This is a genomic window from Aestuariibaculum suncheonense, from assembly GCF_014596935.1.
In the GTDB taxonomy this organism is placed as follows: Bacteria; Bacteroidota; Bacteroidia; order Flavobacteriales; family Flavobacteriaceae; genus Aestuariibaculum; species Aestuariibaculum suncheonense.
This window is the reverse complement of the sequence record NZ_JACVXC010000002.1, coordinates 545,954-559,973: the sequence shown is the minus strand read 5'-3', so window position 1 is coordinate 559,973 and position 14,020 is coordinate 545,954. Positions and strand designations below refer to the sequence as shown.

Genomic DNA, 14,020 nt, shown 5'->3' with positions numbered 1-14,020 from the left:
GTTTAGATTACCCGTTGCTGGTTTCGTTAACAAAGGCCACACTATGACAAGCTACAATAGCTGCGGTTTCGGTTCGTAATCGGGTTTCACCCAAAGTTACAGGAATAAATTTACTTGCAATAGCCAATTCAATTTCTTTCGTACTAAAATCACCTTCAGGACCTATTAAAATAGTCAAGTTAGTGTTGGGTTTTAATTCCTGTTTCAAGGATTTTTTGTCGGTTTCTTCACAATGAGCAATAAACCTTTGGCCTTCAAAATCCTGAGAAATGAATTCTTTGAACGAGATGGCTTCCTTAAGTTTAGGCAGGTAGCAACTTAGTGATTGTTTCATGGCGGACTGTAGGATTTTTTCAAATCGGTCAGCTTTAATGACTTTACGTTCACTATGGTCGCAAAATACAGGAGTAATGCTTTCAATGCCTATTTCGGTGGCTTTTTCTAAAAACCATTCGTAGCGATCATTCATTTTTGTAGGCGCTACAGCCAAATGCAAATTACAGTTGCGCTTTGGTTGTAGCGTTTTTGAGGTTATGTTAACTAAACAGTTTTTTATATCGGCTACCGTAATTTCGGCAGTAAACAACCAGCCAAGTCCGTTAGTAATATGCAAGGTGTCTCCAATGCTTTTTCGAAGGACTTTTACAATGTGTTTGCTTTCTTCTTTATCAAAAGAAAATTGTGTGGTATTTTCGGTTATGTCTGGATTATAAAATAACTGCATTAGTTTATAGCTTCAACAATTTTTAAAACTTTTATTTCAGCAATATGCTTAGGTTCATGTGTTTGTAATACTAGATAATATGCGTTGTTTTCGGGTATGTCGATGCTGAAAATATCTTCTAAGCCGTGACCTCCGTTTATGACTTCGGTTTCAAATATCATGGGCATTTTTCCTTCAGTAAACCAACCTAAATCTCCGCCTTTTTTAGCATAATCATCCATAGAATATTGCTTGGCCAAATACGAAAACGGAATACCGTTATTGTACTTTTTAATAATTTCTGAACGTAAATTAATAATATCACTTTCAGAAAGTTTGTTACCATCTAAGTAAATATAGCTTACCCGGTAATATGGTGTTTTATTTTTTTCAAGAACCTTGTAAAAGGTTTTTTCAAATTCATTTTCTTTCGTTTTTACAGCACCTCGAGACATGCTAAAGAGTTCTTTAGCCAAAATAGTTTTGTGCTTTTCTTCATTAAAAACAACGATTTTGTTGCCTTTGTGTTTTTTTGTTTGTAAAAATGAGTCCACTTGTTTTGTGCTCTCAATGGCAATCAAATCGTCTTCGGTTGCTGTTTGCGCTAAAGCAGAAACAGTAAAACAAAACAAGCTGTAGGTAAGTAGTTTTTTAATCATAGAGGTTGTTTGGGGTTTATAAAACTTAAATTTTTAATCTAGCTGAAGCTGCTACACTTTGGTCGGCAAATTCTTGTTCTAAATATTTTAAATGACCAACAATGGCAATCATTGCGGCATTATCGGTAGTGAATTCAAATTTAGGAACGTAGGTGGTCCACCCAAATTTCTTCTCTCCATCTTTTAAAGCCTGACGAATACCTGAATTAGCCGATACACCGCCACCAATAGCAATATGTTTAATGCCGGTTTCTTTAGAAGCCAGTTTTAGCTTGTCAATTAAAATGCTAATGATGGTATACTGAATGGATGCGCAAATATCGTTCAGGTTTTCTTCAACGAAATTCGGATTGTTTTTAGTTTCATTCTGAATGAAATACAAAATGGCTGTTTTCAATCCAGAGAAACTGAAGTTTAATTCGTCAACCTTAGGTTTAGTGAATTTAAAGGCTTTCGGATTTCCTAATTTGGCACGTTTATCAATTTCAGGCCCGGCTGGGTAGCCTAAACCTAGAATTTTTCCGCTTTTATCGAAAGCTTCGCCAACGGCATCATCAATAGTTTCGCCAATTACCGTCATATCAAAATAACTATCGCATCGTACAATCTGGGTATGACCTCCAGAGATGGTCATTGCTAAAAACGGAAAAGGTGGTTTTTCAAATCCGTCTTCATCAATATAATGTGCCAGAATATGACCTTGCATGTGGTTCACATCGATTAACGGAATATCTAAACCGTAAGCCAGAGATTTTGCAAACGAGGTGCCTACTAATAAGGATCCCATTAAACCTGGACCTTTCGTAAAGGCAATAGCGTTTAGTTGTTCTTTGGTAATTCCGGCTTTCTTTAAGGCCTGATGTACCACAGGAACAATATTTTGTTGGTGTGCTCTAGAAGCCAGTTCCGGCACCACACCACCGTATTCTTCGTGTATTTTTTGGTTTGCAATAATGTTACTTAAAATACGTCCGTTATGCATTACAGCCGCAGCTGTATCATCACATGAAGACTCAATTCCAAGAATGTAAATATTTTGTGTCGCCATTAATAAGATTTAGGCATAATAATTGTTAATTTTGAAAACCAATAAGCCGTCTGTTTTATTGTTTTCAACGTAAATACAAAACTACTTAATTATTTTATTAATAGAAATGTAAAAATGGTGAATGTGGTTTGCTTAAGATTCGAAAGAAGCTTAAGCCTGTAAACGATAAACAGAATCTTATTTTTTTCAGAATTTTAATTTAACGGCATATCAAAAAAGTCCTCAAAATAATACTAAAGCTTTTAGCGCTATTTGTGCTGATGTTCATCATTTTGGTATTGGTGTTAACAATTCCTTTTGTGCAAACTCAGCTGGGGAATTATGCTACAAAAACACTTAACGAGGAGTTTAAAACCAATATTAATATCGACCGGGTAAGTATGCAGCTTAATGGCGATATTGAGTTAAAAGATATTTATATTCAGGATTATAAGCAGGATACTTTAATTAGTGTTTCTGAGTTGAATACTTCTATTGTAAGTTTTAAAAATTTATATGAAGGAAAACTGGTTTTTGGCGATATTGATTTAGAAGGTTTGGTGTTTAATATCGTAACCTATAAAGATGCCACAGAAACCAATTTAGATGTCTTTGTAAATAAATTTGAAGACGACAACCCAAGAAGTGAAAAAAGTAGTTTTTTAATGTCGTCCAGTGATGTCTCTATTTACGATGCTGTTTTCAGACTTTTAGATGAGAATAAAGAAACGACTAAACTAGTTGAATTTTATAATTTAAATATTAACGCAACTAACTTTTTAATTAACGGAAGTGATGTTAGTACGCGTATTAACACCCTTAATTTTATTGATAGTCGTGGCGTGTCAGTGAAAAATTTGAGTACGAATTTTGCCTATACACTGTCTGATATGACGTTTGCGAATCTGGATGTTAAAACACCTAATTCGAGATTAAAAGGGGATTTGAAATTCGAATATTTACGAGAAGATCTTCAGTATTTTACCGATAAAGTTTTAATCACCGCGAGTTTTGAAGACTCTTCGTTACTTTTAGATGAGTTAAACACCTTTTACGATGAGTTTGGCACAGGGCAAGAGGCACGTTTTAGTGTCAACTTATCAGGAACTTTAAATGATTTACAAACGAAAAATTTACGGCTAAATACGAGTAGAAATACCCGAATTTATGGAAATATAAATTTTAAAAACCTTTTTAGTACAGCCGAGGGTGATTTCTCCATGAACGCGTATTTGTCTAATTTAACATCAACCTATAATGATTTAAAAGCCTTATTGCCGAATGTTTTAGGGAAATCGATTCCGTCGACCTTAGATCGCTTGGGGCAATTCCGAATTACAGGAAATACACAGGTTACGGCTTCAACAGTTGTGGCCGATGTTAAAATTGATACCGATCTTGGTTTCGTGGATTCCGATTTGGAAATCACTAAGATTAATGATATTGATAATGCTTCCTATAAAGGGAATATCATTTTTGAAAAATTCGATTTCGGAACCTTTTTGGAATCAGAAGATATAGGCGAAGCGTCATTAAACTTTGATGTGAAAGGTAAAGGTTTTGTTTCCGAAACTATTAATACTCAAGTGAAGGGAGATGTATTTGAGGTGTTTTACAACGGCTATAATTATCACGGTATTAAGGTGGCTGGAAATGTTAGAAATAAAATTTTCGATGGAAATTTAATTTCAACGGATAAGAATTTAAAACTGAATTTCTTAGGGTTAGTAGATTTCTCTGATAAAGTGAGTAAGTACGATTTCGTAGCCAATGTAGGTTATGCGAATTTAAATGTTCTGAACTTTATAAAAAAGGATAGCATTTCAATTTTTAGAAGTGAGGTTAAAATGAATATGAATGCTAGTAGTTACGATGATGCTTATGGTCGGGTGGTATTCGAAAACACGTCTTACAGAAATCAAAACGATACTTATAGATTTGACAAGTTTGAAGTTTTTTCACGCTTTGAAAATAACATGCGTTACATCGGAATTAACTCTCCCGACATTGTTGAAGGCGAACTAAAAGGAAACTTCAAATTTAAAGACTTAAAGAAATTATTTCAAAATTCGCTGGGTTACATTTATACTAATTACGAACCCTATAAAGTGTCTACCGATCAAAGTATTGACTTCAGTTTTAAAATATACAATAAGATTGTTGAGGTGTTTTATCCCGAAGTTGAATTGGGGAAAAATACATTTATTAGAGGTCGGGTAGAAAGTGATGAGAGTCAATTTAGATTAACTTTTAGATCACCTGAAATAAAATTACTGGACTATTTTGCCAATAATATCGAGTTGCAGGTTGATAATAGTAATCCGCTTTTTAATGCTTATGTAGAAGCCGACAGTTTAAATACTAAATATTACGACGTTTCAAAGTTCAGTTTGATTAACGTAACAGTAAACGATACGTTGTTTATGCGTACCGAGTTTCAGGGTGGTAAGCGTAATAAAGACATTTTTAATTTAAGTTTTTATCACACCATTAACGAAGAGAATAAATCGGTAATAGGATTTAAAAAGTCCGATTTCACTATAAAAGATTACACCTGGTATATAAACGAGGAGAATGACCATAATAATAAAGTGTCGTTTGATAAGGCATCTTCAGCATTCGATATCGATAAGTTTGTTATAAGTCATGGAAGTGAAGAAGTGAAACTGTCGGGTATGATTAAAGACTCGACGCAAAAGGATATAAAGTTAGATTTTAAGAATGTAAGTTTATCTAAAATTGTGCCCGATATTGATAGTTTATCTCTGGAAGGTCGCGTGAATGGAAAACTCGATATTTTGCAGCAAAACGGAAGTTACTTGCCAAATTCCACCATTGTTATTGAAGATTTTAAAGTAAACCGATTCGATTTAGGGTCGTTTGATGCTTCAATTACAGGAAATGAAAATCTGACAAATTATAACGTTGATATTTCAATAAAAGACGATGAGAAAAAGTCGTTTAGAGCGGTAGGTGATATTAATGCTTTGGGAGAGCAGTCGAGTATTGATGTGAATTTAGAGTTTACCGATTTTAATTTACAGCCTTTAAATCCGTTACTACAAGATGTTCTGTCTAATATTCGGGGACTGGTAACGGGTGTTGTACACGTGGTGGGTAATTTAAATAAACCCGATATCAATGGAGATTTAAAACTGAATGATGCCGGTTTAGGAATTCCATATTTAAATGTTGATTACAATTTTGCCCAAAACTCGTCGGTTTCATTAACCGATCAGACGTTCATGTTTAATAAAATTCAAATTTCAGATAGTAAATACAATTCCAAAGGCCAACTAAACGGTTCGATAAGTCATGTGAATTTTTCTAACTGGAGTTTAGATTTAGATATACGAACCCCTAATTTATTGGTCTTAGACACTAAAGAAACGGAAGATGCTTTATATTATGGTACTGGATTTATGGGCGGATATGCCACGTTAAAAGGACCAACAGAGCAACTTGTGATAAGCGTTTTAGGTGAAACCAAACCGGGAACGGTGTTTAAAATTCCGTTAAGCGATACCGAGTCTTTTGGTGACAACACATACATCCATTTTATTACTAAAGAAGAAAAAGAAGCACGACGCAATGGAAAAGATCTTATTTTTAATGAAATTGAAGGTTTGGAATTGGATTTTGATTTAGACGTTACTCAAGATGCCGAGTTGGAAATTATTATAGACAAGAACTCAGGACACTCGCTCAAGGGGCGTGGTAGTGGTGGTTTACTGGTGGAAATCAATACCAATGGAAAATTTAATATGTTTGGAGATTTCTCTGTATTCGAAGGGGTTTATAATTTTGCTTACGGTGGATTAATTCAAAAGGAATTCAATGTGCAACCTGGTGGAACTATTGCCTGGGAAGGCGATCCGCTAAAGGCGCAAATTAATATGCAGGCGGTATTAAAAGAACAAACGAATCCGTCACCATTATTAGAAAACCCTATTAACAGAAGTATTCCGGTAGAATTGTATATCGATTTAACCGGAGATCTGGAACAACCTAATCCGGAGTTTAGTTTTAAGTTTCCTAATGTGAATTCTACTATCAGATCAGAGCTTCAGTATAGTTTGGAATCGTCAGACGACAGACAAAATCAGGCTTTATATTTGATTTCCACAGGGTCATTCTCAAGAGGATTAAGCGAACTGAACTTCTCAGGAACCATAGCAGATCGACTTAATGGTATTATTAATGGTATATTTACCTCTGGAGATAGCAAATTAAACGTCGGCTTAAATTACGAAGCGGGTTCAAACAGACCCGACTATCAAACCGGCGATCGTTTTGGTGTGACCCTTCAAACTAAAATCACTGATCGCGTTTTGATTAACGGTAAGGTTGGAGTGCCGGTAGGAGGAGCTGGAGCTACTGAAACTGTGATTGCGGGAGATGTTGAAATTGACTTTCTGTTGAACGAAGACGGCACTTTAACGGCTACAGTTTTCAACAGGGAGAATAGCATTCGTAATTTTGGTGAAGCCATAGGGTATACCCAAGGTGTGGGAGTGTCTTACAGTGTTGATTTTGATACCTTCAAAGAATTGATTCAGAGTTTGTTTAAAAAATCAGAAAAACCAGATCCTGTGCTAATTGAAAATACAGAAGAACAGGAGGAAAGCGCTATTCCAGAATTTATTCGTTTAAAAAGTTCTAAGTAGAAACAAATCACCTTTTTACATTTCGGAAATCACATTTTTTCAGCTTTTAATTGTTTTTTTTATTAACTAAAACGTTATAGTTTTAAAAGGCTCATTAAAATGCAATAAATGCCATAGATATATGGTTTTTCTTTACTAATTTTACTCTCATATACTAATCAATTTATGTCGAATAAAATAAAGAAACTTGCAGTTTTAACCTCTGGAGGGGACTCTCCGGGAATGAATGCAGCCATTCGTTCAGTTGTTAGAACCTGCTCTTACCATAACATAGAATGTCTGGGAGTTTATCGTGGCTATGAAGGGTTAATTGATGGCGATTTCGAAGAACTTACTGCACGTAGTGTAAAAGGCATTATTAATAAAGGAGGAACATTTTTAAAGTCTGCGCGTTCAAATCGTTTTAGAACCGAAGAAGGCAGAAAACAAGCCTATCAAAAGCTTAATGAAGTTGGAGCCGATGGCCTGGTGGTTATTGGAGGAGACGGGTCGTTTACTGGTGCTATGATTTTTAATCAGGAATTCGGATTTCCAGTTATGGGAATTCCGGGTACTATTGATAACGATATTTACGGAACAACCCATACTTTAGGGTTTGATACTGCTTTAAATACAGTGGTTGATGCCATTGATAAAATACGCGATACAGCGAGTTCACATAACCGATTATTCTTTATTGAGGTTATGGGGCGCGACGTGGGGCATATTGCGTTAAATGCCGGTATTGCTGGTGGTGCCGAAGAGATATTAATCCCTGAAGAAAATTTAGGTTTAGATCGTTTAGTAGATTCTTTAAATAGAAGTAGAACATCAGGGAAGTCATCAAGTATTGTTGTTGTAGCTGAAGGTGATAAAATAGGGAAGAATATTTTCGAATTGAAAGATTATGTTGATCAAAATATGGAAGGCTACGATGTTAGAGTTTCTGTGTTAGGACATATGCAACGTGGTGGCGCACCGTCGTGTTTCGATCGTGTTTTAGCGAGTAGAATGGGTGTGAAAGCTGTAGAATCCTTATTAAAAGGTGAAAGCAATTACATGGTGGGCTTATTAAACGGAAAAATGGAGCTTACGCCTATTGAAAAAGCGATTAAAGGAAAAACAAAAATTAATTTAGAATTATTGCGTGTCTCAGATATCATGAGCACTTAACATTTATAAACAAGATTATGTCAAAATTAAAATTAGGAATCAACGGATTTGGAAGAATAGGTAGAATTGCTTTTCGAGTAGCAGCTTCAAGACCAGATATACAAATAGTAGGAATCAACGATTTATTAGACGTAGAGCACTTAGCATACTTATTAAAGTATGATTCTGTTCACGGTCGTTTTAACGGAACTATTGAGATCGTAAACGGAAACTTAGTAGTAAACGGAAACGAAATCAGAATTACTGCAGAACGTAACCCAGAAGATTTAAAATGGGATGCAGTAGGCGCTGAGGTTGTTTTAGATTGTACTGGTATCTTCACAACTTTAGAAGGTGCTCAAAAGCACATCACTGCCGGAGCTAAGAAAGTTGCTATTTCTGCACCATCTGCAGATGCACCAATGTTTGTAATGGGTGTGAACCACGATAAAATTACAGCAGAGCACACAATCGTATCTAACGCATCTTGTACTACAAACTGTTTAGCGCCATTAGCTAAAGTAATTAACGATAACTTTGGTATTGTTGAAGGTTTAATGACTACTGTTCACGCAACTACTGCAACGCAAATGACTGTTGATGGTCCTTCTAGAAAAGACTGGAGAGGTGGTCGTAGCGCATTGGCTAACATTATTCCTTCTTCAACAGGTGCAGCTAAAGCCGTAGGTAAAGTAATTCCTGAATTAAACGGAAAATTAACAGGTATGGCGTTCCGTGTTCCAACTCCAGACGTTTCTGTGGTAGATTTAACGGTAAGAACTGAGAAAGCAGCATCTTGGGATGAAGTTAAAGCCGCTTTAAAAGCAGCAGCAGACGGACCTTTAAAAGGTGTGTTAGGATATACTGAAGAAGCAGTTGTGTCTCAAGATTTTGTTTCTGAATCATTAACAAGTATCTTCGATGCTGATGCAAGTATTGCTTTAAATGATAATTTCTTTAAATTAGTATCTTGGTACGATAATGAATTTGGTTATTCAACTAAATTAATCGATCTTGCTCAACATATAAGCAAAATATAATTTAATAAGTATATTATAATAGTATTAACAACTCCACAGGTTATTGTAAACAAAACACAACGGTCTGTGGAGTTTTTTATTTAAAAACTCATGATTTTAATTGTTGATAGTGGCTCTACAAAGTCAGACTGGATAGCAGTAGATAGAAAAGGTAATAAAATGCTGGAAAAGATGCGTACAAAAGGTCTTAATCCAGAAATTATATCCGATAAGAAAATAAAAAAGATTATTAAAGGTCATGAGGACTTAAAAGCCAATAGGAAAATTGTGTCTCATATATTTTTCTATGGTGCCGGCTGTGGTACCGAAAAACCACAAAATATAGTCAAAGGGGTGTTACAGGAAGTGTTTGTAAATGCAGAAGTGCATGTGCATGAAGATACCATGGCAGCTGTGTTTTCTACCATTAATACTCAAACTGAGGCTGCTGTTGTATGTATTTTAGGTACCGGATCTAACTGTAGTTATTACGACGGTAAAGTATTGCATCAAACTGTTAATTCTTTAGGGTATATCATTATGGATGATGCTTCCGGAAACTATTTTGGACGCCAGTTAATCAGAGATTACTACTTCAATAACATGCCTGAAAATATTCGTGTGGCTTTCGAAAGTAAGTACAACATGGATACCGATTATATTAAATACAACCTTTATAAAAAGCCAAATCCGAATGCATATTTGGCGCACTTTGCTGAATTCATGTTCTTAAATAAAGATTCGGAGTATTGTGTGGAATTGATTAAAAAAGGGATTCGTCTATTTGTCGAAACTATGATTTTCCAATATGCAGAAGAATTAAAGACTGTACCGGTACATTTTGCTGGGTCTATTGCTTATTTTGCCAAAGAAGAAATTATACAGGTAGCCGAAGAGATGGGCTTTAAAGTAGGTAACTTCGAGCGCAGACCAATTGAAGGTTTAGTAGATTTTCATGTTAAGAATCTAAAATAAGCATAGTCTTTTGAATACTCATATTGCGATTTATATCTCTAATAAAGATCGTAAACAAGACCTTATTGATCGTATTCAAAATGGAACTATTGTAAGTGGCTTTTCAAAATCTAAGTCGGCACTATTTTCAGAAATAACTATTAATAAGTTAATTCAGGAAGAGCGTATTCACGGCACTTGTCCAGTGGTAACACCAACTGGGAATGCTTTGGGGAATTCATCACAAGGTGAACGGAAAAGAGCACTTTTAAATCATATCATATCTCAAAATACCGAATCCATTATTGTTGATAATGTATTTGGGAATTTAGATATTGAAGCTCAGGCAGAAATCGCTCGGAAGCTAGATAAGGTAAGTAATCAGGTTAGAATTCTACAAATTACCAAGCGTAAAGAAGATATTCTACCGTTTATTGAACAAATTTATCATTTTGAAGGGGATAAGTTTGTTGAATTTAATACCGAGTATAAAGCTGAAAACAATCAAGAAATTTTTGTAGAAGAATTGCCAAAGGCTTATCGACCTGTTTCAGAAGAAATCAATCCCATTGTAAAATTCACTAAGGTTTCGGTTAACTACAGAGCGCGACACATTCTCGATAAAATCGATTGGGAAATCAAAAAGGGTGAATTCTGGCAACTCATGGGGCCAAACGGTTCTGGAAAAAGTACAATTCTTAGCATGATTTTTGGCGATAATCCAAAGGCTTTTGGTCAGGATATTGTACTCTTTGGAGTTAAGAAGGGTAGTGGAGAGAGTGTTTGGGAGATTAAGCAGAAAATCGGCTATTTTTCATCAGATATGTTACGTGGATTTACACGATTAGATTCCATTGGAAATATGATTGTTTCCGGCTTTTTTGATACTATCGGATTGTATAAAACGCCAACGAACGAGCAGATTAAAATAGCACAACATTGGTTGCGCGTTTTAGATATGTTCGATATCAGAAAGCAGGATTTTTTATCACTATCTAAAGGTTATCAAAGTCTGGTGTTGATTGCCAGAGCCATGGTAAAGCATCCGCCATTACTTATTTTAGATGAACCAACTAATGGTTTAGATGATGCCGATGTGCGCTTGTTTACCCAACTTATTAATAAAATTGCTTCAGAAACCGAAACGGCTATTCTGTACGTGTCCCACCGAAAAGAAGCGGGTTTAACCCCCGATTTTATATACCAATTAACCCCATGTGAAACAGGTTCAACAGGGGGTGTGGTTGATTAAAGTTTGATATTTGATTATTCCGTATAAACGCGATTTTCTTGCTCGTTTACACGAATAAAAGTGGTGCGTTTGGTTAATTCTTTTAAGCGTTTCGCCCCTACATACGTACAAGTGCTTCGTAGTCCGCCTAAAATATCCTGAACTGTATTTTCAACATCGCCACGGTAAGGGACTTCAACGGTTTTACCTTCACTGGCGCGGTATTCAGCAATACTGCCTACATGTTTTTCCATAGCGGTCGATGAGCTCATACCATAAAATTTTCTGTAAGGTTTACCATTTTTTTCTATGAGTTCGCCTCCACTTTCGGTGTGTCCGGCAAGCATACCTCCAAGCATTACAAAATCGGCACCAGCCCCAAAGGCTTTGGCAATATCTCCGGGAATGGTACAGCCGCCATCACTAATGATTTGTCCGCCCAAACCATGAGCAGCATCGGCACATTCTATTATTGCAGACAGTTGCGGATACCCAACACCGGTTTTTACACGTGTTGTACAAACCGATCCTGGGCCAATTCCCACTTTAACAATATCGGCTCCAGAAAGTAAGAGCTCTTCAACCATTTCACCGGTCACGACATTTCCGGCAATAATAACTTTGTCGGGATATAAAACACGTGTTTTCTTAACGAATTCAGCAAAATGTTCAGAATAGCCATTAGCGACATCTATGCAGATGAATTTTAGATATGGATTGAGTTTAAAAATCGAGGCGAGCTTTTCGGAGTCCTGATGACTTATTCCTGTGCTTACAGCGATGTAGTTTTCAATATCTTGAGGTAAATTGGAAGAAAATACATTCCAGTCGGTAATAGAATAGTGTTTATGTATGGCAGTAAAGAGTTGTTTTTCCGATAAGGCTTTGGCCATTTCAAAGGTCCCTACGGTATCCATATTGGCAGCCATAATGGGAATGCCTGTCCACTCGAAAGGGCTATGTAAAAATTTGAATTCGCGTTCTAGACTAACTTCCGATCGGCTTTTTAAAGTCGATCGTTTCGGACGAATCATAACATCTTTAAATCCGAGTTTTATATCATATTCTATTCGCATATTTAACAGATTAGGGTTAGGAAATGTATCTTGTCATAAATTTAAAGAAAACAAAATATTTAAACCGGCTTAAATGCTTGTAATACACTTGTTAATTCATATAATTATGGATATGTTTGTTAAAATACTTTTTAAATGCGATTTGTCCCGAACAAAAAACCGGTAAAATTAAAAACCGTAATTTCTTCAATTATATTGATGTGTATTGCCGCTGTTATTGTTTTGGGATATTGTTTCGTAGATGAAAAACTTCCGTTACAAACGATAGTCATTATTTTATTTGCACTGGTGATTGTTCAGATTTTACTACTTCAGATTTTTTATAAAAATGAATTAAAGAATAGAACTAAACGAAAACATTCGAAAACCTTAATTGAAGACTTAAAAAAGAAGTTAACAGAAGCTAATAAGGAAGCCGATTTTAGTGCCGAGTACTTAGCGAACATCAGTTATGAGTTAAGAACATCGCTTAGTACCGTATTAGGCATGTTGGAGATGCTTAAGAAAACGGATTTAGATGAAGCACAGCATATGCAGTTGGAAATTGCTAATATTTCTTCGAAGTACATGCATCAGCTGGTGAATATGTTTTCAAGTAATTATGAAGTAAATAATGGAGATGTTATTTTAAACGAAGTCGCTTTCGATTTGAATGCCGAGTTGACTAATTTATTTAAAGTGTTTGATTATCAGTCTTGGGAAAAAGGCCTGACTTTCGATTATCAGTTTTTAAAATCTAATGCATCAAAGTATTTACTAATTGGTGATACCTTACGAATTCAGCAAGTGTTGGTCAATCTGGTGAATAATGCGATTAAATTCACCAATAAGGGCAAAATTTCAATAATTGTAGATCAATCGGTGAGTATAGAAGATGATCAAATTATCACCTTTTATATCAAGGATACCGGTGTTGGTATGCCCACGGATAAAGTAAAACAGATTTTTGATAGTTCTAAGAATCAATCCACTATTTTAACTAAAGAATATCGAGGCGGAGGCTTAGGCTTGTCGACCTGCCATAAATTGGTAAAGTTGATGGGAGGAGAGTTGAAAATCGAAACACAGGAAAACGAAGGGACGACGTTTTATTTTAGTTTACAGTTGAAAAAGACACTAAATATTAAGGTTGAAACGAAAGCTTTTAAACCGCTACTTTCTAAAAAACGACATGTTTTGGTAGCTGAAGATAGTCGTATGAATCGACGTGTTCTTAAATATTTATTAGAGCAGCAGGGTGTCGATTGTACTTTTGCGAAAAATGGAGTAGAAGCTGTTGAACTTTATAGAATACTGGACTTCGATTTGGTTTTTATGGATTTGTACATGCCCGGTTTAGATGGATTTGAAGCGACAAAATCGATTAAAGAAACGAGAAAATATCAGACTAATAAAACGCCGATTATAGCAGTTTCGGCAAGTGATTTTAAAGAAGATAAACTGAAAGTGAAAGCGTTTGGTTTGAATGCTTTTTTGTCTAAACCAATCGATGTGTATAAGCTAAAAGATATTTTGGTAAAATACCTTTTAGCTCAAGAAAAAGTAAGTTAGTT

The 14,020-nt window shown here is 35.5% G+C and carries 10 protein-coding genes; 6 read left to right on the top strand and 4 right to left on the bottom strand.

Going from position 1 to position 14,020, the window contains the following annotated elements:
* Positions 1-7 precede the first annotated feature (7 nt).
* Genes ICJ84_RS08000 through tsaD form a run of 3 tightly spaced genes read right to left on the bottom strand, consistent with a single transcriptional unit; the run spans position 8 to position 2,410 of the window.
* Positions 8-724 (bottom strand): 16S rRNA (uracil(1498)-N(3))-methyltransferase, encoded by a 717-nt coding sequence (locus ICJ84_RS08000; protein ID WP_188215848.1) that lies wholly within the window; start codon positions 722-724, stop codon positions 8-10.
* A complete protein-coding gene (locus ICJ84_RS07995; protein ID WP_188215847.1) occupies positions 724-1,362 on the bottom strand; it encodes a peptidylprolyl isomerase in 639 nt (212 codons plus the stop codon). Before ICJ84_RS07995 ends, ICJ84_RS08000 begins: the two co-directional genes overlap by 1 nt.
* Positions 1,363-1,387: 25 nt before the next feature.
* Entirely contained in the window at positions 1,388-2,410 is a 1,023-nt protein-coding gene (gene tsaD, locus ICJ84_RS07990; protein WP_188215846.1) for a tRNA (adenosine(37)-N6)-threonylcarbamoyltransferase complex transferase subunit TsaD, read from the bottom strand.
* Between the two features lie 299 nt (positions 2,411-2,709).
* Here tsaD and ICJ84_RS07985 point away from each other — a divergent pair, with 299 nt between their 5' ends.
* The 5 genes from ICJ84_RS07985 to ICJ84_RS07965 all read left to right on the top strand — a co-directional run bounded on the left by ICJ84_RS07985 (position 2,710) and on the right by ICJ84_RS07965 (position 11,412).
* Positions 2,710-7,056 (top strand): translocation/assembly module TamB domain-containing protein, encoded by a 4,347-nt coding sequence (locus tag ICJ84_RS07985; protein ID WP_317173661.1) that lies wholly within the window; start codon positions 2,710-2,712, stop codon positions 7,054-7,056.
* Positions 7,057-7,221: 165 nt separating this feature from the next.
* Positions 7,222-8,208, top strand: coding sequence for a 6-phosphofructokinase (gene pfkA, locus ICJ84_RS07980; RefSeq protein WP_188215844.1), 987 nt, complete (start codon positions 7,222-7,224; stop codon positions 8,206-8,208).
* A 17-nt stretch (positions 8,209-8,225) separates the two neighbouring features.
* Positions 8,226-9,227 carry a type I glyceraldehyde-3-phosphate dehydrogenase gene (gap, locus tag ICJ84_RS07975; protein ID WP_188215843.1) on the top strand — a complete coding sequence of 334 codons (1,002 nt, stop codon included), beginning with the start codon at positions 8,226-8,228 and terminating at the stop codon, positions 9,225-9,227.
* A gap of 90 nt (positions 9,228-9,317) precedes the next feature.
* Positions 9,318-10,181 carry an N-acetylglucosamine kinase gene (locus tag ICJ84_RS07970; RefSeq protein ID WP_188215842.1) on the top strand — a complete coding sequence of 288 codons (864 nt, stop codon included), beginning with the start codon at positions 9,318-9,320 and terminating at the stop codon, positions 10,179-10,181.
* A gap of 10 nt (positions 10,182-10,191) precedes the next feature.
* The gene (locus ICJ84_RS07965; protein ID WP_188215841.1) at positions 10,192-11,412 is read left to right on the top strand and encodes an ATP-binding cassette domain-containing protein; all 1,221 of its coding nucleotides are present in this window, start codon (positions 10,192-10,194) and stop codon (positions 11,410-11,412) included.
* Between the two features lie 14 nt (positions 11,413-11,426).
* Here the strand turns inward: ICJ84_RS07965 and ICJ84_RS07960 are convergent, their stop codons facing one another.
* Complete coding sequence (locus tag ICJ84_RS07960; RefSeq protein ID WP_188215840.1) at positions 11,427-12,467, bottom strand: GMP reductase; 1,041 nt, start codon at positions 12,465-12,467, stop codon at positions 11,427-11,429.
* Between the two features lie 135 nt (positions 12,468-12,602).
* On the opposite strand from ICJ84_RS07960, the gene ICJ84_RS07955 reads away from it, so the two are divergent.
* Positions 12,603-14,018 (top strand): ATP-binding protein, encoded by a 1,416-nt coding sequence (locus tag ICJ84_RS07955; protein ID WP_188215839.1) that lies wholly within the window; start codon positions 12,603-12,605, stop codon positions 14,016-14,018.
* Positions 14,019-14,020: the final 2 nt, after the last annotated feature.